The organism is Brevibacillus sp. BD137 (assembly GCF_041644655.1).
In the GTDB taxonomy this organism is placed as follows: domain Bacteria; phylum Bacillota; class Bacilli; order Brevibacillales; family Brevibacillaceae; genus Brevibacillus; species Brevibacillus brevis_D.
Genome location: NZ_JAOTNO010000003.1, coordinates 344,604 through 366,757 on the forward strand (window position 1 = coordinate 344,604; position 22,154 = coordinate 366,757).

Sequence of the window (22,154 nt, forward strand, 5' to 3'; positions counted from 1 at the left end):
CTCTTCCCTATTCCTGTTCGGTCAATGCTTTTTCCAATGCTGCCATCGCTTCCTGTTCATCGGCACCATCGGTGATCAGAGTAATTTCTTCCCCTTTTCCAATCGCTGCTGCCATAATGCCCATGATGCTCTTGCCATTTACATTTTTCTCATTTTTGATGATTTTAATTTCGCTGGAAAAAGACGTGGCCACCTTCACAAAGTTCGCAGCAGGACGTGCATGCAGGCCGTGCGCCAATTGAACCACTATTTTTTTCTCTACCATTCTGATTTACCTCCTTCCCTACACTCTCTCAAGCCATTCCTTCACGAACGCCTCTACTTGCGCAGAAGTGCTCATCTGCAAAACCGTATCAATCTGTTTCGCTGCGTCCTCTGCACTCAAACGACTCAGCTGTTGGCGCGCAGGCAAAATGCTCCCTGCACTCATACTAAATTCATTCAGACCCATTCCCAACAAAATCGGGATCGCGATTGGATCGCCAGCCATCTCCCCGCACATACCGACCCACTTGTTCTGCGCGTGCCCTGCTTTAATGACGTTGTGCAGCAAGCGCAAAACGGCAGGGTGATAAGGCTGATAGAGATAAGCGACCTTCTCGTTCATACGGTCGGCTGCCATTGTGTATTGAATTAAATCATTGGTACCAATGCTGAAAAAGTCAACCTCGCGTGCAAATTGATCGGCCATCAGTGCCGCAGCAGGGATCTCAATCATGATACCCACTTCGTACTGATCGGATACTACAATTCCGCGATTGACCAACGATTTTTTCTCTTCCTCCAAAATTGCTTTCGCTTGGCGGAACTCCTCTAGTGTCGCAATCATCGGAAACATGATTTTCAGATTGCCGTGTACACTTGCGCGCAATAGAGCACGCAGCTGCGTACGAAACAGTTCTTGGTTGTCGAGACACAGCCGGATGGCGCGATGTCCAAGAAACGGGTTCATTTCTTCTGGCAAAGCCAAGTAAGAGAGATGCTTGTCCCCGCCAATGTCCAATGTACGAATAACCACCGGGCGGTCGCCCATATGCTCCAGCACGTGCTTGTACGCGAGGTATTGCTCCTCTTCCGTCGGGAAATCATTACGTCCCATGTACAGAAACTCCGTGCGGAACAGCCCGACACCTTCAGCTCCGTTGGCGATTGCCCCAGCAACATCTTCAGGACTTCCGATATTGGCGGCAAGCTCGACATGATGATTGTCCAACGTGATCGTTTTATCGTTCACAAGCTTCGCCAGTTCGGCTTTTTGCGCTTCGTAATCAGCCTGCTTGCGTTTGTAGTCAGCGATCTCTTCTTCACTCGGGTCGATAATCGCGATTCCTTCATGCCCGTCGAGAATGATGAGCGTTGCTGGCTGAACTTCACGAGTAATCCCTTGTGTTCCAACAACAGCAGGAATCTCGAGAGAACGTGCCATAATCGCCGAATGCGAGGTTCGACCCCCAATGTCTGTGACGAAGCCTTTGACATAGCGACGGTCTAATTGAGCCGTATCAGAAGGCGTCAAATCATCTGCTACAATGATCACTTCTTCTGTCAGCTCACCGAGTCCTGCAAACGGTACACCGAGCAAGTAAGATAGTACACGTTTGGTCACGTCACGAATATCTGCTGCCCTCTCCCGCATGTATTCGTTGTCCATTTGCTCGAAAAGTCCGATGAATGCTTGTGCGACATCATTCAAGGCACTTTCGGCGTTTGTCTTTTCACTCGTAATTTTATCTTTGACGGTATCGACTAGTTCCGGGTCTTCCAAGACGAGCAGGTGAGCTTTGAAAATGTCTGCATGATCCGTCCCCATCTCCTGCTCCACGCGCAGAACGATGCCCTCCAAATCATTTTTCGCTCGAGCCAACGCCTCTTGAAAGCGCTGGATTTCATTCGCCGGATCTTCAATCGCTACGGTATTGATCTGTAAATCGGGCGTTGTCAGTAAAAACGCCTTGCCAATGGCTATACCTGCTGAAGCTTTTACACCTGTGATCTTTTGGGACATCGTAACACCAGCCTTTCTCAATGGCTACCTGACCATTCCTTCAATCTGCGTGCCTGTTCGCGCACGATCTCCTCAAGCGGATGACCTGCCGGAATGCCGGTACAATTGTGTAATGTATTTTCCCATCCAAACTCTTTCAGGCTTGCTTGTATCCGTGCGGACTCCGCATCCTCGGGATAGTCGAATGCCAGTGCCGCTGCAATCGCTAGTCCCAAATGCTCTGGATTCATTCCTTTATCCATGCATTGCAGCGCTGGACCGACCAAACGATCATGCTGCGACAGCTTGCGAATCGGCGAACGTGCCACCCTGACAATATCGTCAGAAAGTAGCGGGTTGGTGTATCTGCCGAGGATTTTTTCTACATACTGCCCATGAACTTGCGGGTCAAATCCGTACTTGGCAGCAAGCAGTGCACCTGTCTCCTGAAGAGCCCCGCGTGTCGCCTGAACAATCCGGTCGTCTCGCATCGCTTCATCAATCGTTTTCATCCCCAACTGATACCCCAGGTACGCGATGACCGCATGACCCGTGTTGACGGTGAACAGCTTTCTTTCGATGTACGGCGCCAGATCCTCTACATACGTAACGCCCTCAATAGCCGGGACTTCTCCAACCATCTGCGACGAATCTACTACCCATTCGAAAAACGGTTCCACCATAACCAGAAGCTTGTCAGCATGCTGCTGCAAAGGAACAATCCGGTCTACGGCTGCATTGGGGAATCCGATCCACTGTGCTGCCTGGGCTTGAACCGATTTCGTCAGATGCTCATACACATGCTCCTTCAGCTTCTCGCTGCCGCCGATCATATTTTCGCATGCAATCACATTCAGTGGCTTTGCATGAACAGTAAGTCTTTGGGTAATGCCGGCTGCGATGGCCCCTGCAATGTGCTGAAGAATGTTAGGACCAACTGCCGTTGTTACCAAATCGGCAGCTGCGATCGCTTCAGCTACCGCCGCTACATCCTGACCATTTATCGCTCGAACTCCTTCCACGACCGACTCCGGTTTTCCTGTTGTTGCTAGTTGCACGCGATACATTTTTCGCTCATTCAGCTCATCGACCAAAGCCGCATTGACATCCACAAACGCAATTTCATAACCAGCCTTTTGCAATAGTTGTCCGATAAAGCCTCGCCCAATGTTCCCTGCTCCAAAATGTACAGCTAGCATAGGGGATTACACCTCCTCGGAGAACATCGCGATGATTTCTTCCGCCGAAGCCGCGTTCACAATCCGCTTGACGTTTTCCTCCTCGGAGCAAAGAATTGCGATGTTCGAGAGCACCTCCAAATGCTCATCTCCAACAGCAGCAATGCCCACCAGCAAATAAGCTGTATTGCCCTCTCCAAAATCTACGCCCTCGGGAACCTGAATGATGGAGATCCCAGTGGATTGAATCTCTGCCTTGGATTCGTTTGTTCCATGCGGGATGGCTACGCCGCTTCCGATATATGTGGTCGCCAACTGCTCGCGCTCCTGCATTTTCTCTAGATACGCCTCCGTTACGTGGCCTGCACGCACAAGCAATTGTCCTGCCAGTCTGATCGCTTCTTCTTTATTGGCTACCTTTGCGTTCAACATGATTTTTTCTGCTGTCAGTATGTTTTTCATTTCGTTCTCTCCATTCCTATCTTTTTGAGGCAAAACCCATACATTTTGCCCGCTATATAATCAGCAATTTGCTGTGTTTCTCCTGTTTTCAAAACTGCTTGCATTTCTTCTTCAATCAAAAGGGAGCTGATCTCGCTGAGTACTTCCAGCCCTTCCTTCGGCACTTCTTTCGGCCCTAGAAGTAACAGAAGCATATCAATGGATATCACTTCTTCATCCATCGAGCGAAGAAGCACTGGCTCTCGTAATTGGTGAAAGGTAAAAGACGCCTTGTTCACTGCTTCATTTCTTCCGTGAAAAAGGGCCAAGGATGTTCCCGGAATCCCTAAACCGCCGAGCTTTTCCCGCTCAATCAGCTGCTTGACTACCGGTTCGACCTCCTCAATCGTTCCGCGCTCTTTTTGCCTCTTGATGATTTGGCTCAAAAGCTGGGCGATGTCCTGATCACGGTTATCCCATCTCATTCCCCACAGCCCATCGTAAAGCTCATTGGCATACGCAGTGTAGTATTGCATGGCCCTTAGTTGTTCGATGGACTGCTGTCCTGCGGGAACCGGCTGACTTTTCTCCTGATGGGATTGTTTTTGGCTCGTCGTGTGCAATTGATATTTAATTTTTTGGATATCGTCTGGCGGAAGCAGCGGGCTGACCACGACATATTCCGCTGGATCGAGCGGCAATGGAAGGGTGGAAATGATCAAGTCATAATCCGTTGCCGGAACCTCTCCCAAATCAAACATGGACAGATTTTTCAGGCTGACGATTTCCGGTATTTCTTTTTTAATGCGCGTTGCCAAAATCTTGGAGGAGCCGATCCCGCTGGAGCATACTACCAATGCCCGGTACCATTGCTGCTCATGGCGCGTTCTCTCCAATGCCGCACCAAGATGCATCACCAGGTATCCGATCTCTTCATCTGGAACCTGTAGCTCTGGCAAAATCGTATGGACTGCTTCACTTGTTACAGCAAATAGCTCTGAATAGTTTTGCTTGATCTGTTCGAGAATCGGATTGCGAATCTCCATCTTCCGCTGTAATCGGTACAACGCTGGCTCCAAATGTGTCAGCAGCCCATGGAATAGCGAGGCGTCATTACTAAGCGGAATGTCCAAGCGTTCTTCGCAGGCTTGAATGAAGCGTTTCGTAATGACCATAAGCTCCGTATTTTCGGGCCATACCTGATCATCCGGAGAATGCCGCAGCTTGGCTCCCCGCAAATGCATCGTAATATAGCCGATCTCATCCGCCGGGATTTCCATTTGGAAAATTTGCTTCAGCCGCTCCATGATGTTGCTGGCAATTTCGTATTCAGGAGTTCCAATCAATTCACTAAGGGTATGCTCGTCAAAATGAATGCCTTCCCCTTTTTCAATCCGTTCCATGGCCAACGCCAAATGTGTGACCAATCCGAGGTAGGCGCTGTCTGCCAAAGGATAGGGAAGCTCCTCGTCCAGATGGCTCAATGCATTCTCGATCTTGATCAGCTTTTCCCGGTCAATCAAGCCAAGTAGCCGTTCCGCTATCGAGTCGATGTCTCGCAGTGCCTTGTTTTGAATATTTTCTTTGATAATCCCTATCAGCTCGTGATCATCCAAATGCTCGGCAATCAGTCGACTAATCGCTCGCCGCTTGGACGACTCTGTACCTTGCAGCTCTACGCCGTACCCTCTTTTTCGCAAGAGTGACAAATCGTAACGAGCGAGCATGGTCTCCAAATCATCCAGATCATGGCTGATGGTCGCGGTCGTCACTTTCAAATCGATCGCCAGCGAAATCAGCTTGACTGGCTCCGATGCCTCCAGGAGCGCGCACAGGATGATGGCCTTACGTTCCTGCGCGGTGTATTCCTTCGTCATGTGATGCAGGACAGACATTCTGAGTGCGCTCTTTTGGTCGTCGGTCCCCACCACTTCAAGTCCTGAGCCTGTTTTTCTTACTAACTCCAGTTCAAATTCTTCAAAAAAGGAATCCAGTGCATCCAATTCCCTGTGAACGGTACGGCCGCTTACCCCAATCTGCTCGGCGATCGAACCAACGGTAACTCCTTTTTGTTCCTTCAATAAAATCTCGATAATGGATCGCTGTCGAGAGGATACATGCATGTCTTCGTTCCCTCCTAAACGCCAAAGAGGGAAGACGCTAGCTCTCACTAGCGTTGATTCCCATTACCCCAGGCGTTTGACCAACTTGTCATACTCGGGACTATTCAAGAAATTTTCAATGGAGATATGCTCCGCAGAAGGCGCTTTGACCTGCGCTCTCTCTGTTAAAGACTTGTGCGTAATGACGATATCAGCGTCACTTGGAATGTCGTTGATCGCCGTATTGATGACCGTAATCTCGGTCAGGCCCGCATCCTTGAACTTTTTGCGCAAAGACGCCGCTCCCATCGCACTGGAGCCCATACCCGCATCGCAGGAGAAGACGACTTTCTTCACGTCAGCAGCAGCAACCTCATGCTTCACGGGAGCTTCTACTACTTCTTGTTCCTGCGCTTTTTTGCCTTTCATCTCTTGCATTTTTTCTGTCGCTTTTTCCAGTTCATCTTCGTCTGTCTTCGCGCTCATTTTCAAGAGAGCAGATGCGATAAGGAAAGACACGACAGTCGCGGCCAACACACCAGCCAGTACCGGTAGCAATCCACCACGCGGTGCCATTGCAATCAAGGCGAAAATACTACCTGGAGACGGTGGCGCCACCAATCCTGCGCCAAGCAGCGTGAAGGTAAACACACCAGCCATCCCGCCACCAATGGCCGCCAGAATCAAGCGCGGATTCATCAGCACATACGGGAAGTAAATTTCGTGGATACCTCCGAAGAAGTGAATGATGACAGCACCCGGAGCCGATTGCTTGGCACTACCTCTGCCAGCAAGCCAGTATGCCAACAAAATTCCCAAACCTGGCCCCGGATTGGATTCAAGCAGGAAGAAAACCGATTGACCTATCTTCGCCGCTTCATCCAGACCGATTGGGCTCAAAATACCGTGGTTAATCGCGTTGTTCAGGAACAGAATCTTCGCTGGCTCGATGAAAATGCTGGCAAGCGGCAACAGCCCTGCACCTACAATGACTTCTACACCCGCTGCAAGCGCCTTGCTCAAGCCTACAACAACAGGCCCAATTGCCTTGAATGCCAAAAGTGTCAGTAACCCACCAACAATACCCGCGGAAAAATTATTTACCAGCATTTCAAAGCCGGAACGAATTTTTCCTTCGAACAACTGGTCTACTTTTTTTATGACCCAGCCGCCCAAAGGACCCATGATCATGGCTCCCAAGAACATCGGGATGTCTGCACCTACGACAACCCCCATCGTAGCGACGGCACCTACGACCCCGCCTCGAACATCATGGACCATTTTTCCGCCGGTATAACCGATCAGCAGTGGCAGTAAATACGTAATCATCGGTCCGACCAATTTGGCCAACTCTTCGTTAGGCCTCCAACCTGTCGGAATAAATAAAGCGGTAATCAATCCCCAAGCGATGAAAGCACCGATATTTGGCATGACCATCGCACTCAAGAATCGTCCAAACTTTTGTACCGAGACCCGTATTCCACCCGAAGCGTTTTTTGCTTCCACGCTCTCCATACTGCACCCTCCTTTACCCCTATTTATGAGATGTTGACATGATTGAAAAGGTAATGTGTTCATCTCAAATATAAAGCGTTTTCATAGAGGCTAACAACAAAATCAAAGCGCGAATTTGTCTGACTCGTTGTTGCCAAAACTTAATAGCCCACAGTAAAAAGACCTCTGCTCAGCTGCAGAAGCCTTCTCCTTACAAATTTTCCGATTCAACTTTGATCACTTTTCAACCTAGTTTTTCACGGATTTCCCTAAATATTCGCAGGTAGTCCACACAAAAAAAGACCGATGCGCACATGTGCACATCAGTCTTTGCTTGCTATACCGCTCGATTCCTAGCTGCGTGGTGGACGGGAGTCACCGCTGCGTGGACGAGAGTCACCACTGCGTGGACGAGAGTCGCCACTGCGCGGACGAGATTCGCCGCCGCGAGGACGATATTCGCCATTGCGTGGGCGAGATGGACGTTTTCCACCAAAACCGGAACCGGAACCAAAGCCACCTTTTCCTTTTGGAGGTAGCTTTTTCTTCCCTACACGAAGTGGAGCCTCTTCTGTCAGGCGAACAGGAGTCATATCTGGCTCTTTGGTCAACAGCTTGAGTGCTGCGGATACGAGTGTTACGGAATCGACATCCTCCAGCAATTGCTCTGCCAGCGTTTTATAAGCAGACAGATCGTCTCTTCCAGATGCTTCGAGAATTTTGTCTACCGTCATCTTTTGTTGACCTTCCAAAGCCTCAGCCATCGAAGGAACCGCACGGCGCTCCATGCGACGGTTCGTTGTTCGCTCAATCAGACGCAGATGGTCGATTTCACGGGAAGTCACAAACGTGATTGCCAGACCTGTTTTACCAGCACGTCCCGTTCTACCGATACGGTGAACGTAGCTCTCGGAGTCCTGTGGAATATCAAAGTTAAATACATGCGTTACACCGCTGATGTCCAAGCCACGTGCAGCCACGTCAGTCGCTACCAGCACTTCGATCGTACCTTCCTTGAACTTGCGGAGCACGCTGTCGCGTTTCGCTTGGTTCAAGTCACCGTGGATACCTTCTGCACCATAACCGCGCTTGGTCAGGGCTTCGGACAGCTCATCAACTCTGCGCTTGGTTCTACCGAAAATGATAGCCAGCTCAGGGGAGTGAATATCCAGCAAACGGCACAGTACATCGAACTTCTGCTTTTCAGCTACTTCCATGTATTCCTGTGCAATGTTTGGTACGGTTACTTCTTTTGCTTTCACTTGAATGATGGTTGGTTCGTTCATGAACTGCTGGGCGATTTCCTGAATCGCTCTCGGCATCGTTGCGGAGAACAGCAGGGTTTGACGACTTTCTGGAACCTCTTTCAAGATTTCCTTAATGTCGTCGATGAAACCCATGTTCAGCATTTCATCCGCTTCGTCCAAAACCACTACCTCGATGGCATCCAGACGAATCGTTCTTCTTCTCATGTGGTCCATGAAACGACCAGGTGTTGCTACGATGATTTGCGGGCGTTTTTTCAACGCCTTGATTTGACGCGTGATGTCTTGACCACCGTAGATTGGCAGGGCAGAGATGTTTTTAAATTGGGCAATTTTATTAATCTCTTCTGCAACCTGAACAGCCAGCTCACGAGTTGGGGTCAATACAACCCCTTGAATATTTCCGTTTGTTTCATCCATGCGTTCAATCAGCGGAATACCAAATGCAGCCGTTTTACCTGTACCTGTTTGTGCTTGACCGATCAGGTCACGACCTTGCAGTGCTACAGGAACCGTTTGATCCTGAATCGCTGTAGCTTCTTCGAAACCCATGTTGCTCAAAGCTCTAACAATGGAGTGGTGTAAGCCAAAATCATTAAAAGTCGCCAATGAATGTCAGTCTCCTTTATCAATACCTTCATCTATAAAATTCTCAAAAAAAAGGGCACTATTCCTTACGATCCGGAACATGCCCTTTTATCCCGATTGTACGTAGCGCCCTAAAGAACATAGCTGTAATCGTACCATGCAATGACCAAAAAAGCAAACAGCTTATATACCCAAATTGTTTGATTTTTTGGTGATGAATCTTGTAAAAATAACAAAGCAGCCCAGAATCAGGCTGCTTGTCTGTTATTCGACTATTTTACCCATTTGTTGTAAAGCTCATCAAACTTTCCTTGCAGTTTCATTTCATCCATCCACAGATCCAAGTAGTTTGCGAAAATCGTATCTCCGCGGTGAATCATGTACGCTTTTTCACTCTTTGTGAACGGGTTGTCGGTCAGAGCAGCGTACAGACGGGAATCTGCTTTGGAATATACAAGCGCTTCCAGCGTATCCGTGATCATCACATCGTATTTACCGCTTGCTACCAGACCAGGAATGTCGAGGTTGTTTTGTTCAACCGTCACAGTTGCTTTTGTCAGGTGCTCACGAACGAATTTTTCGTTGGTGCCGCCTGGATTCACACCAATACGCACCTCTGGCTTGTTGATGTCTGCTACACTCTTGTACTTGTCTTTGTCTTCTGCACGGATGAGTGGAGCTTTACCGAACATAATATAAGGATCGCTCATATGCGCTTTTTTCTGACGGTCTGTGTTGCGCGTAACGCCTCCGACAGCAATATCGAATTTATTTGCCAACAAATCATCCATCAGTGTCGGCCAAGAGGTTTGGACAAAACGCGCCTCTACGCCCAGGCTTTTTGCGAATTCCTTCATCGCATCGATATCGTAACCTTCGAATTGGTTTGTTTTCGGATTCAAATATGTAAACGGTTTGTAGTCACCTGGAGTACCTACGAGGATGTAGCCTCTCGCAATGATTTCGTCCAAACGAGACTCAAACTTCTTCACTTGTGGTTTTTTAGCAGCTTCAGCCGCTACAGTTTGGACAGGCTTAACCGCTGTTGCGGCAAAAGCACCTGTTCCTGATGTCATGAGCATAGTTGCAGCGAGTGTGCTCGCCAAGATTGTTTGTGTGATTTTTTTCATCTGGGTTCTCCTCCTGTTAAACGGTAATGAATTTAGTTATAGAAACAAACTCCATCATCCCCTAATGGCATCCCCCCTTTCAAAAAGAGGACTTACAATCTGATGAGCTGCTTCTTACACCGAAAACCTGCCGATTCCTTGCTGTAATTCTTCCGCCACTGTGTTTAAATGCTCGACAGACTTGCCAATTTCTTGGATGGCTTGAAGCTGCTCTTCGGTTGCCCTTGCCACAGTTTGCGCGTCGAGTGAAGCATGCTTTGCAATGGTATGCATTTCATCTACAGAAGCACTCACCTGTTGGGAGCCTGCTGACATTTGCTCAGATGCTGCGGATACTTCCAAAATGTGCGCGGCAACGTTCCGGGAAGATTCCAAAATATGCTCGAAGATTTCGCGAACCTCTTCGACCAGTTGGATACCTTGCTGTGCGTTTTGGTTACCCTCGGTCATAACCTCTACTGCGTGATGAGTATCCTGCTGGATTTCGCCGATCAGCATTGCAATTTTCGATGCGGATTCCTCGGATTGGTTCGCCAGTTTTTTCACTTCACCAGCAACTACAGCAAACCCACGTCCATGCTCGCCAGCACGTGCTGCCTCAATCGAAGCGTTCAAGGCAAGCAAATTGATTTGCGAGGTCAACTGACTAATCGTATCGAGAATGCCTTCGATTTCTTTGGAGCGATTGTTGAGCTGCTCGATGGCTACAGTCGCCTTCGAAGTTCCCTCGCCAATGCTTCCCATCTGGCGAACTGCCTGCTCTACCACAGCAGTCCCTTGCTCAGCCTGCTCTGTTGCGATCTGGGCAGCCTCAGAAACATGTGCAGACGTCTCCGCGATTTTCACGATGCCTGCTGCCATGTCAGTCATCGACAATGCGATTTCCTGCGAGCTGGATGCCTGCGCCTCTGCTCCCTCAGAAATCTGTTCGATAGACAACCCGATTTGGTTGATGTTTTCCGTCGCTTGTTTAATACCTTCGGAGACTTCCTGACTAAAACGCTGAACTTGATCAGACGACAGTGATACGTCTTCGATCAAATTTTTCAAGTGTGATACCGTCTGGTTAAAGTCACGGGACAGAACCGCAATCTCGTCTTTTCCGTCAACCGTTACGGTCTCTTTCAAGTTCCCCTGCGCCACTACATTTACTGCGTGATTCAGACGCTCAATTGGTTTCACCATGCGTACAGCCAAGAAATAAACGAGGACAACCCCAAGCCCCAATACGATGAGGGAAATAACCGTCAATCGGACTAACAGTTGATCGACAGGTGCATGTAGCTCCGCTACGGGTGCAGTGATGAATATCCCCCAGTTCAAATTGGTTGGCGCATAGGAAGCAAATCGCTCTGTATTCTCGTATTCGTATTGGGCGATTCCATGATTCCCTTGCTTGATATCTTCAAAAGCAGTCTGAAGTTGAAGAATACCCATATTGAGAATGGATTCCTTCAGAATGTACTCGCTATTCGGATGATAAATAAATGTTCCTGTTTTGCTTACTAAAAAGGCGTAACCTAATTCGCCAAATTTCTCTTCAGACACCTTTTTTTGGATCTCATTGATTGGAATCGTAGAACCGATGTAACCGTATTGACGGTTGTCCTTCATCAATGGAACGACCAGTGTCACGATGTTATTCCCTGTCCGCTTCGAAACGACTGGCTCAGAGACAACAACCTTCCCTTCCCCTTTGCTGGCTTCCTTAATATGCGGACGATCCGAGATGTCGGTCACTTCACCCTTGAAATTGATCACTTTCTTACCGCTTAAGTCATGCGAAAAGAAGAACGTCTCAAACTCGGGGTTTTTCTTTTGGGCTTCTTGAATGAGTTTCAGGTCTTGTTCGACATTTTGATCTGCCGACATCAACCCTCCTATCGCTCGTACAATCTCAATTTTCTCTTGAAAGAAACCATCGATACGAATCGAGAGATTGCTAGCTGACAGCTCAGCTTCTTTGTCCAGACTGTTTGCCAAAAGGTTGGAAGCACTCCAATAGCTTGCACCGCAAACCGTACCCAAACTTATCACCAACAGCAGGCACAAAACGATAATTAGCTTATTCTTCAAACTATTTTTCATACCGAATCCCTTCTCCCTTCTCTTTTTTCAACAAAAAAAAGACTGCCCACCGACAGCCCATCATGACTACGGTATGGCAACCCGGCTGTCCTAGCTGCGAAAGTCATTTGACCTTCGTCCTTAGACCCGTGGCTTTGCGTCCCTGCCTTTCAGCAAGTTTGCCTTTGTCATTCCTTGTTGTTTTTCAATTAAGTGCACATTTTTTCAATCACACCTTTCATTTCCCATAACTTTCCGCCGATAAACCTCAAAATGGAAAAAAAGCTGACAACCTTTTACAGCTGTCAGCTTTTTGTCACACTTTTTGATTAGCTTAATCCAATCACTTGGCCATCCTCGTCTACATATAACGATTCCGCAGCCGGCTTTTTCGGGAGGCCAGGCATGGTAACCAAGCTTCCGGTCAGTGCCACGATGAAACCAGCTCCTGCTGATATGCGCACTTCGCTCACATGAATCGTGAAGTCTACAGGTGCCCCCAACAGATCAGCGCGATCCGTAAAAGAGTAAGGTGTTTTCGCCATGCACACAGGCAGATGGGACATGCCCATTTCTTCTACCTTTTGCATCGTTTTTAATGCCAACGGCGAAAAGACAACTCCTGATCCACGGTATACTTCTTTCACGACAGTCTCAATCTTGTCTTTAATGCTGAGGCCTTCCTCATACAAGAATCGGAAAGACGAAGGCAGCTCTGCTGCCCGAATGACTTTTTCAGCCAGCTCGACACCGCCTGCTCCTCCTTCTGCCCACACTTTAGAGAGCGCTGCTTCGGCTCCAGCCGCTTGGCACAGCGCAATGACAGCATCAATCTCTGCTTGGGTATCTGTCGCAAAATGATTAATGGCCACCACTGCTGGCACACCGAACTTCTGTAGGTTTTCCAGATGTCGCTTGACGTTTTCGAAGCCTTTTTCCAGAGCAGACAAGTTCTCCACTGCCAAGTCTGGTACTTTTACCCCGCCGTTGTATTTCAACGAACGAACTGTAATGACCACGACAGCAGCCGATGGAGTCAGACCTGCTTTTCTGCACTTGATGTCAAAAAACTTCTCGGCTCCCAAGTCGGCACCAAATCCAGCCTCTGTTACGACGTAATCTGCCAGCTTCAAGGCCATTTTGGTTCCGATCACACTGCTGCACCCATGTGCGATATTGGCAAAAGGTCCACCGTGAATGATGACCGGGGTTCCCTCGATTGTCTGTACGAGATTGGGCTTGATGGCTTCCTTCAAGAGAACACACATCGCATCAACCGCGTTGATTTCTTCTGCCCGTACAGGCTGATCATTGAAATCGTAGCCAATAATGATATGGTTCAACCGCTCGCGCAAGTCTGCTAGATTCTCACTCAAGCATAAGATCGCCATGATTTCCGACGCGGTCGTAATCATGAAGCCATCCTCACGCGTCATACCATTACCTTCACCCAGACCAATCACGATGTTTCGCAGTGCGCGGTCGTTCATGTCCATAGCTCGTTTCCAGACGATTTTCTTTGGATTGAGTCCGCGCGGATTGCCATGAAAAATATGATTGTCGATCATCGCTGCCAACAAGTTATGTGCAGCTGTAATCGCGTGAATGTCCCCTGTAAAATGCAGGTTAATTTCATCAGCCGGGAGAATTTGTGCCTGGCCGCTTCCAGTTGCGCCTCCTTTGATCCCCATGCAAGGACCCAAGGACGGCTCGCGAAGTGCTGCCATTGTTTTCTTCCCGAGATGATTTAAAGATTGTGACAGACCAATCGTCGTGAGCGTCTTGCCTGCTCCCGCCGGATTGGGGTTCATCGCTGTAACAAGAATCAGTTTGCCATCAGGGCGATCCTTCACTTGCTCCCATAGTTCATCTGATAGTTTGGCTTTATATTTTCCGTATAGCTCCAAATGCTGTTCTTCAATACCTGCACTCTTGGCAATTTCAACAATAGACTTCATTTTTGCCTCCCTGCCACACCAGAATGTAATGCACCAGTTACCAATCTTCTACATTCTGCATAATCATCCTTTCTCCTCTCCTCTTCGACACATTACGCAAAAGAAAAAGCCCACATTCCGACAAACGTTCAGAATGCAGGCTCTCTGTTATCTCCCGAAAATTTTTCCTGGATTCAAAATGCCGTTCGGGTCCAGCACATGCTTCATGGCTTGCATAACGTCCAGTGCTTCTCCATGTTCCTTGCGCTGGTATTTGATTTTCCCCACACCCACACCATGTTCTCCGGTGCAGGTTCCTCCCCGACTCAATGCGTACTCCACCAGATGGGCATTTACTTCCTCGGCACGCGCAACTTCTTCGGGGTCATTCAGGTCGATCATTAGGATGGCGTGATAGTTCCCATCCCCGACATGCCCTGCAATCGCTCCATCCAGCCCAGCGCGATCAATGGCTTGCCGGGCGTCCACAACGGCTCCTGCCAGCTCGGAAATCGGCAAGCAAACATCTGTCACCATCAGCTTTTTCCCGGGGGATTTGTGCAGGAAGGCATACGCCAGGTTATGACGAGCGTCCCAGAGCTGCGCCCTCGCTTTTGAATCGGTTTCAAAGAGAAACTGAGTGCAGCCATGTCCATCGGCGATGTTCTGCGCAAAATCGATATCATACGCGAGCCCTTGTTCACTGCCGTGGAACTCGATAAACAGCGTCGGTGCTTCCGGGTAGCTCGTTTCTTTGTACAGATTCACTTGGTGGATGGAACGTTCATCCACCAGCTCAATTCGCGCTACTTGAATACCCGCTCCGAGAATATCTACGACGGTATCGACAGCATCCTGAACCGAAGGAAAGCTGGCACGCGCCGCCGTTGTCGCCTCAGGGATGCCGTAAACACGCAAGGTCAGCTCTGTGAATACTCCAAGCGTTCCCTCCGACCCGACAAACAGCCCAGTAAGATGGTAGCCTGAGGAGGACTTGGCTGTCATGCTCCCTGTACGGATGATACGTCCGTCTGCCGTCACCACTTCCAGATCGCGAACCTGATCACGCATCACGCCATAGCGAACAGAAGTCGTTCCACTGGCGTTTGTAGCAGCCATCCCACCTAAAGTTGCGTCCGCGCCAGGATCGACGGAGAAAAACAATCCGTGCTTTTTCAACTCTTTATTGAGCTGGGTGCGCGTCACACCTGGCTGGACTCTCACGAGGAAATCCTTCGGTCGCACCTCCCGCACTTGGTTCATCAAGGAAAAATCCATGCTGATTCCACCCGCATAAGGAATCGCATGGCCTTCCAGACTGCTCCCCATGCCAAACGGCGTTACTGCAATGCGCTTTTCGTTTGCCAGCTTCATGATTTGGCTGACTTCCTCTGCCGTCTGCGGAAACACGACCACATCGGGAAGATGCGGGGTATGGTACGATTCATCATGGCTGTGATGCTCCAGTATTGTGGGGTTGGTCGATACTCGTTCTTCCCCCAGCAATCCCACTAACGCTTGCTTGTAATCCACGTTGGTTCCCCCTCCGTTACTTGCTCAAGTTAACAAGGAATAAGCTAATTTCAGGAATGTAGGTGATAAGCATCAAATCGACGATCATAATGACCAAAAACGGGATCACCGCTCGCTCAATCTCCGTATTCTGGAGCTTCGCAATATTTCCTGCTACCAACAAATTGATCCCAACCGGTGGCGTCAGCATACCGATGGCGGAGTTGACGACCATGATCACTCCGAATAGCACCGGATCAATGCCCAAAGAATTCGTGATCGGCAAAAGGATCGGTGTCAGGAGAATGATCGTAACCGCCGTTTCCATGAACGTCCCCAAAATGAGCAGCAAGATGTTAATGATGAGCAAGGTGATGATCGTGCTATCGGTAATCCCTAGCATGAATTGTGCAATTTCCTGCGGGATGTTTTCCCTCGTCATCAGATAGCCAAATGCGTTGGCGGTCGCGATAATAAGCATGATGACCGCTGTCATACTGGCAGAGCCCGCGAATATTTCCCCCAAGTCCCTCCACTTGATCTCCCGGTAGACGAAAAGCCCAACAATCAGACCGTAAATCACGGCTACAACCGCTGCTTCTGTCGGAGTAAAGATGGCTCCGTATATACCGCCAAGGATAATGATCGGCATGAGAATCGCCAAAATGGCGTCCTTGAATGCCTCCCATATTTCTTTAGGCGTATGCTTCTCACCGCCACCCCAGCCGTTTTTCTTACTGATCCAATACGAGTACATAATCAGTGAGATCGCTACGAGAATACCCGGTCCGATCCCGGCAATAAACAAGTCGCTAATCGAGGCACTCGCTGCTACCCCGTACAAAACCATCGGCACACTCGGAGGAATCATGACACCGATCGTTCCTCCTGTTGCATGCAAGGCCGCAGAAAACCGGACATGATACCCTTTTTTGACCATGTGCGGGATCAAAATTCCCCCTACGGCTGCTGTTGTTGCGGCAGAAGAACCCGATATCGCTGCAAAAAAGGTACAACCCATGACCGCCACGATAGCCAATCCTCCCGGAAGGTTCCCGACAATCGTATTCGCAAAACGAATTAGCCTCGCAGAGATTCCGCCTGTTTCCATCAGCTTTCCTGCCAAGAGGAAGAACGGGATCGCCATCAATGGAAAGGAATCTGTCCCGTTAAACATTTTCTGAATCACAACCAGAAGAGGAATGTTCCCCTCCAGCATAAACACGACAACGACAGACAATCCCAGTGCCACCCCGATCGGTACGTTCACGATCAGGAGCACCAACAGTGTTAAAAACAAAATCGTACCCACAATCTGGTCACTCCTTCCCGGTAATGTCTTTCCATGTCACATGGATCACGTTCATGATGAGTAAGGCACCGCTGATCGGAATCACCATGTATACATAGCCCATTGGGACGAGCAGAGTGGGTGAGGTTTGTGTCATGCTTCTCGCTGATAACAAGTAGCCTTGCTGAACCATGACGGAAAAAAAGACAAGACTACACAAAGCGGCAATAACCAGCACCAGCTTGTTCATGCGCGGCGACAAGTACTTTTGAATGTATTCCGTACCGATGTGTGCTTTGATCGACATTGCGTACGCTGATCCCAGAAACGTGATCCAGATCAGCAAATACCGAGCCACTTCCTCCGTCCAGGCCAAGGGCTGGTCGAGCAAAAAACGGAAAAGCACCTGCAGGAAGACAGCGATCACCATAATAGCCAGAAGGGCAATGATGAAAAAACGAAGGATGCTGTTTATTTTGGAAACAAGGTTGCCCACACACAATCTCCTTTCGCAGGAAAAAAGGGGAGAAAAGCCAGAGTGGCTCGTCTCCCTTCTGCTGTTTATTTTGTATTTACAATTTGATCCACCAGCTCTTTGCCGAACTGACCGGAAAACTTGTCGTAGACAGGCTTCATCGCATCGCGGAAAGCTTGCTTATCGACGTCTTCGGTAATGACTACACCTTTTGCTTTAATAGTGGTAATGGCCTCTTCTTCCATCTTGATCATCAACTCGCGCTCGTACTGACCCGCTTTTTTGGCTTCCTCGGCAAGAAGTTGCTGGACATCTGCCGGGAGCTTATCCCATACAGGCTTGCTGAACAAGATCATCGCCGCTGAGTAGACGTGCCCGGTGAGGGCCATTTGCGTTTGCTTGGATTCATACAACTTGTAGGTCTGTGCGACAATCGCCGGATTTTCCTGGGCATCGACAACTCCTTGTTGCAGCGCCGTCAGCGCCTCTGTCCAAGCCATCGGGGTCGGCTTCGCTCCCAATGCTTCGAATGCAGCCAGATGAATCGGATTTTCCTGCGTGCGTATCTTCAGCCCTGCCACATCCTCCGGCTTCTTGATCACCTTTGAACCGTTCGTTATATGACGGAAGCCGTTTTCAGCCCAAGCCAGCCCGACCAGATTGGCGTTTTCCAAATCCTTGAGCAGGTCTTGTCCGACTTGACCGTCAAGTACCTTGTACGCCTGCTCACGGCTCTCAAACAAGAACGGAAGATCCAGCACGCCCAGCTTCGGATGGAAGTTCATTACAGGCGCAGTCGAGGTAATCGACATATCCGCCGTTCCAAAGGTCAGCGCCTCTGTCAATTCACGCTCCGCTCCTAGCTGGCTCAGCGGATACACCTCGATTTTTACTTTTCCGTTCGAGCGCTTGTCCACATCCTCGGCCATTTTTTTCAACGCCAAATGGTATGGATGATCCTCTGTCAGTGAATGCCCTGCTTTGAATACATAGCTTTGTCCGTCACTTTTCGACGCTTCAGTCCCCCCAGCTTGTCCAGCAGGCGGAGCAGTCTGTTGACCGCCTCCTCCCCCGCACGCCGCTAGAAATACAGACACAGACATGATGCTCGCTAGTACGAAGCTCCCCTTCTTCCGAAACATGCGATAGTACCCCCTGTTGATTCTCCTATTTTTAAAATAATATGAAAATTTAGTTCATTTTACTAAATGCCCCTTCCACCGTCTACATTCATGACCTCGCCTGTGACAATTTTAGATAGATCAGAAGCCAAATAGAGAGCCGCCTGTGCGATATCCTCCGGCTGAATCAACATGCCCAATGGAACACTGCTGATGAAAATATCCTTTTTCCCGGCTTCAACTTCCGCTTCATCTCCATTGATAAACTTACCCAGCATCGGCGTCTCTGCCGGCCCTGGATTGATGACATTGACCCGGATTTGAAAAGGAGCAAGCTCTATCGCCAATGCCTTGCTCAACATGATAGCGGCCCCCTTGGACGCGCAGTACGCATTCAGCCCCGGACGGGCTCTGATCCCGGCAATCGAAGCGATGTTGATGATGCTGCCTTTCCCCTTCTCCTTCATGTGGGGGACCGCATACCTTGTCGTCAAAAAGATCGACTTCGTGTTCACAGACATGATGCGATCCCATTGCTCCAAGGTCAGCTCCTCAATGGGGGTAAACGCTTGGGGAACACCCGCGCAATTGACCAGGACATCGATCGAGCCGTACGCTTCGAGCGTCTCCTTCACAAGTGCAGCGACACTCGTATCGTCTGCCACATCTGTTTGTACCGCATGACCTTTCCCTTGTGGCAGCTCTTGGGCGACTGATACTGCCGCTTCTTTGTTCAAATCAGCCAGGATGACGTTGGCTCCCTCGTCTGCAAAAAGCTTCGCAATGGCCTTGCCCATTCCTGAGGCAGCCCCTGTTACAATCGCCGTTTTTCCTTGCAAAAGCTGACCGCTCATAGGTTGATCACCACCATTCGCTCTTCCGTCATCTCTTCGACTGCGTAACGTGGACCTTCCTTGCCCAGTCCGCTGTTTTTGATTCCGCCGTATGGCATGACGTCATTGCGATAGGTCGATACGTCGTTGATCACCACGCCACCGTACTCCAGCACGCGTGCTGCTTTCATCGCGACGTTTAAATCACGGGTAAAAATCCCTGCCTGCAAACCGTACTCCGAATCGTTGGCTTGGGTAAAAGCATCTTCAAGGTCACTGTACGGAATGATCGTGACGACGGGCGCGAACACTTCCCGGCAAACCACCTTCATCTCTGGCCTTGTATCCACCAACACAGCCGGATAAAAGAGAGCACCCTCCCGTTTGACAGGCAAAAGCGATCTGGCCCCTTGGCTAATCGCTTCCTGTACCCATTCCTCTGTGCGGCTCGCTTCTTTTTCACTGATCATCGGTCCGACATCCGTCTCCGGGTCCTCCGGATTCCCTACCTTCAATTGAAGGACATGCGAGATATATAAATCACTGAACGCCTGCATAACAGATTCATGCACGTAAATGCGCTGGACAGCAATGCACGCCTGACCCGCATTGTGAAAGCTGCGGGAGGCTGTTTGGCGGGCCGCTAACTCCAAATCTGCATCGAGATGCACGATATTGGGAGAGTTGTTGCCTAGCTCCAGCGCAACTGGACGCATGCCACTTCGCTCCTTGATGCGGCGACCAACTTCTCCCGACCCGGTAAAGGTGTACATGGCGATGCGTTCTTCGTCCAGCAGCCATTCCCCTACCTGACTGCCTGCCCCTGTCACGATATTGACGTACCCCTTTGGCATGCCCGCTTCCTCCAGGATTTCCACCAACAGAAAGGTTGCAATAGGCGTGACTGTAGCTGGCTTAACCACCAGCGTATTTCCTGCGGCTAGCGCTGGCGCGATCTTGTGCGTGCTGAGCAGCAAGGGATAGTTAAACGGCGTAATAGCACCGATTACTCCTTTTGGCACCCGAATGGTAAAGCCCAGACGGTTTTCCGAGCCTTCCGTTGCTTGCAGCGGAATCATTTCCCCGTGAATTTTCTTAGCTTCCTCTGCCGACAAGCGAAGTGTATTGATCGTACGATCCAGCTCATTCCTGGCGTCCTTGCGCGTTTTGCCCACTTCGCGAATCAAGGATTGCTCCATCTCGTCCCGGCGTTCCTCCATGAGCTCAGAGGCTTTCAGCAAGATTTTGTATCGTTGAAAAGGTGTTAATTTGTCCGCCTTAAACGTCTCCCACGCAGCTTCCACCGCTTCTGTTACATGCTGCTGACAAGCCTTGGCAATACGTGCGATGCACTCGCCTGTGTACTTGTGAAGGACAGGGATGTAGCTCTCGGTTTTCACCCATTCTCCACCGATGTACAAATCATACGATCTCGCTTCCATGTCCTCTTCCTCCCTTATATTTATCTCGTTGTTTGATAGATGTGGCGAACGATTTCGTCTCCTAATTCTTTTGTGGTCGCCGTCCCCCCAAGATCAGGAGTGAGCACCTCGCCATCTTGCAGCACGTTTTCGATAGCGTTCATGATGACAGTACTGAGCTCTGGCAAATCGAGATGATCCATCATCATGGCGAGGCTCCATACTTGTGCGATCGGATTGGCGATTCCTTTGCCCGCGATATCCGGCGCAGAGCCGTGAATGGGCTCAAACATGGAGGGATACTTGCGCTCCGGATTGATATTCGCGGAAGGGGCCAAGCCCAAACCTCCTACGATTGCCGCCCCGAGATCAGTCAAAATGTCTCCAAACAAGTTGCTCGCGACAACGACATCAAACGTTTCTGGTCGCGTGATGAAATAGGCAGCGAGTGCGTCGATATGATACAGATTGGTCTGGATACCCGGGTATTCCTGACTGACTTCCTTGACGATCTCATCCCAGAACGGCATGGAATGGTTGATGCCGTTGGACTTCGTTGCTGCGGTCACGCTCTTTTTCGAACGCTTTTCCGCGAGTGCGTAAGCGTACTTGAGGATGCGCTCTGTGCCATACCGGGTAAATACGTTGTTTTGCACCGCCATTTCGTACGGTGTACCCTGGTGCATCCGCCCGCCCATATTGGAGTACTCACCCTCTGTATTCTCCCGCACCACGACGAAATCGAGATCAGCATGGTCCTTATAGCGAAGAGGACTTTCCAGACCTTTTAGCAGCTTGACCGGGCGAAGGTTCACATACTGCTGGAATGCCCGGCGTATAGGCAAAATCAACTCCCACACAGAGACATGGTCAGGAACCTCGGGCGCACCGATTGCACCAAGCAGAATCAAATCATAGTCTTTTAATATACGGAGTCCATTCTCCGGCATCATTTTGCCGTGTTGGAGATAGTAGCTACAGTTCCAATCCATGACATCACGGGCAAACCGAATGCCGCCGTGACTCTCTTCTATGGCTCCCAACACCTTCAGACCTTCTTCCATGACCTCGGGACCGATTCCGTCTCCTGGAATTACTGCAATGGAATAGTGTAACAACGGTCTCCCTCCTAAAAATCTAAATTTTTCGACTTCATATCACACTATCCACTTGCATGATTAATGCCAAGCTCCGTATCCTGCACCCTGACCGGATAAAAGTCTTCCATCCGTTCCACTCCATGCATCACTCGAATGGTGACATTGCAAGACAACGCAACAAAATGTTGCAACACACATTGCAACATTTGTTCAGG

General features: G+C 49.6%; 17 protein-coding genes and 1 riboswitch. All 17 genes read right to left on the reverse strand.

The window, feature by feature from the left end:
* Nucleotides 1-7: 7 nt before the first annotated feature.
* Nucleotides 8-265 carry an HPr family phosphocarrier protein gene (locus ODZ53_RS08300; RefSeq protein WP_064200074.1) on the reverse strand — a complete coding sequence of 86 codons (258 nt, stop codon included), beginning with the start codon at nucleotides 263-265 and terminating at the stop codon, nucleotides 8-10.
* Nucleotides 266-283: 18 nt separating this feature from the next.
* Nucleotides 284-2,005: a phosphoenolpyruvate--protein phosphotransferase gene (ptsP, locus tag ODZ53_RS08305; protein ID WP_372676606.1), complete on the reverse strand. Its 1,722-nt coding sequence runs from the start codon at nucleotides 2,003-2,005 to the stop codon at nucleotides 284-286.
* Between the two features lie 17 nt (nucleotides 2,006-2,022).
* Nucleotides 2,023-3,183, reverse strand: a complete 1,161-nt coding sequence (locus ODZ53_RS08310; protein ID WP_372676607.1) for a mannitol-1-phosphate 5-dehydrogenase — start codon at nucleotides 3,181-3,183, stop codon at nucleotides 2,023-2,025.
* A 6-nt stretch (nucleotides 3,184-3,189) separates the two neighbouring features.
* A complete protein-coding gene (locus tag ODZ53_RS08315; protein WP_016739619.1) occupies nucleotides 3,190-3,624 on the reverse strand; it encodes a PTS mannitol transporter subunit IIA in 435 nt (144 codons plus the stop codon).
* Complete coding sequence (locus tag ODZ53_RS08320) at nucleotides 3,621-5,726, reverse strand: BglG family transcription antiterminator (protein WP_372676608.1); 2,106 nt, start codon at nucleotides 5,724-5,726, stop codon at nucleotides 3,621-3,623. Before ODZ53_RS08320 ends, ODZ53_RS08315 begins: the two co-directional genes overlap by 4 nt.
* Before the next feature lie 63 nt (nucleotides 5,727-5,789).
* Nucleotides 5,790-7,220 (reverse strand): PTS mannitol transporter subunit IIBC, encoded by a 1,431-nt coding sequence (locus ODZ53_RS08325; RefSeq protein ID WP_087351155.1) that lies wholly within the window; start codon nucleotides 7,218-7,220, stop codon nucleotides 5,790-5,792.
* A 332-nt stretch (nucleotides 7,221-7,552) separates the two neighbouring features.
* Nucleotides 7,553-9,073 (reverse strand): degradosome RNA helicase CshA, encoded by a 1,521-nt coding sequence (gene cshA, locus ODZ53_RS08330; protein ID WP_372676609.1) that lies wholly within the window; start codon nucleotides 9,071-9,073, stop codon nucleotides 7,553-7,555.
* A 251-nt stretch (nucleotides 9,074-9,324) separates the two neighbouring features.
* The gene (locus tag ODZ53_RS08335; RefSeq protein WP_087350417.1) at nucleotides 9,325-10,182 is read right to left on the reverse strand and encodes a transporter substrate-binding domain-containing protein; all 858 of its coding nucleotides are present in this window, start codon (nucleotides 10,180-10,182) and stop codon (nucleotides 9,325-9,327) included.
* Between the two features lie 114 nt (nucleotides 10,183-10,296).
* The gene (locus tag ODZ53_RS08340; protein ID WP_372676610.1) at nucleotides 10,297-12,270 is read right to left on the reverse strand and encodes a methyl-accepting chemotaxis protein; all 1,974 of its coding nucleotides are present in this window, start codon (nucleotides 12,268-12,270) and stop codon (nucleotides 10,297-10,299) included.
* A 72-nt stretch (nucleotides 12,271-12,342) separates the two neighbouring features.
* Nucleotides 12,343-12,443: riboswitch (cyclic di-GMP riboswitch) on the reverse strand.
* Nucleotides 12,444-12,578: 135 nt separating this feature from the next.
* Nucleotides 12,579-14,207: a formate--tetrahydrofolate ligase gene (locus tag ODZ53_RS08345; protein WP_199929644.1), complete on the reverse strand. Its 1,629-nt coding sequence runs from the start codon at nucleotides 14,205-14,207 to the stop codon at nucleotides 12,579-12,581.
* Nucleotides 14,208-14,354: 147 nt separating this feature from the next.
* Nucleotides 14,355-15,719: an FAD-binding oxidoreductase gene (locus ODZ53_RS08350; RefSeq protein ID WP_372676611.1), complete on the reverse strand. Its 1,365-nt coding sequence runs from the start codon at nucleotides 15,717-15,719 to the stop codon at nucleotides 14,355-14,357.
* A 16-nt stretch (nucleotides 15,720-15,735) separates the two neighbouring features.
* The gene (locus ODZ53_RS08355) at nucleotides 15,736-17,010 is read right to left on the reverse strand and encodes a TRAP transporter large permease (RefSeq protein WP_372676612.1); all 1,275 of its coding nucleotides are present in this window, start codon (nucleotides 17,008-17,010) and stop codon (nucleotides 15,736-15,738) included.
* A gap of 7 nt (nucleotides 17,011-17,017) precedes the next feature.
* Nucleotides 17,018-17,485 carry a TRAP transporter small permease gene (locus tag ODZ53_RS08360; protein ID WP_064200096.1) on the reverse strand — a complete coding sequence of 156 codons (468 nt, stop codon included), beginning with the start codon at nucleotides 17,483-17,485 and terminating at the stop codon, nucleotides 17,018-17,020.
* Between the two features lie 65 nt (nucleotides 17,486-17,550).
* A complete protein-coding gene (locus ODZ53_RS08365) occupies nucleotides 17,551-18,606 on the reverse strand; it encodes a TRAP transporter substrate-binding protein (RefSeq protein ID WP_372676613.1) in 1,056 nt (351 codons plus the stop codon).
* A 62-nt stretch (nucleotides 18,607-18,668) separates the two neighbouring features.
* Nucleotides 18,669-19,439, reverse strand: a complete 771-nt coding sequence (locus ODZ53_RS08370; RefSeq protein ID WP_372676614.1) for an SDR family oxidoreductase — start codon at nucleotides 19,437-19,439, stop codon at nucleotides 18,669-18,671.
* On the reverse strand, nucleotides 19,436-20,860 hold the full coding sequence (locus ODZ53_RS08375; protein WP_372676615.1) for an aldehyde dehydrogenase family protein: 1,425 nt from the start codon (nucleotides 20,858-20,860) through the stop codon (nucleotides 19,436-19,438). Before ODZ53_RS08375 ends, ODZ53_RS08370 begins: the two co-directional genes overlap by 4 nt.
* 20 nt (nucleotides 20,861-20,880) lie before the next feature.
* Nucleotides 20,881-21,957 carry a tartrate dehydrogenase gene (locus ODZ53_RS08380; protein ID WP_372676616.1) on the reverse strand — a complete coding sequence of 359 codons (1,077 nt, stop codon included), beginning with the start codon at nucleotides 21,955-21,957 and terminating at the stop codon, nucleotides 20,881-20,883.
* Nucleotides 21,958-22,154: the final 197 nt, after the last annotated feature.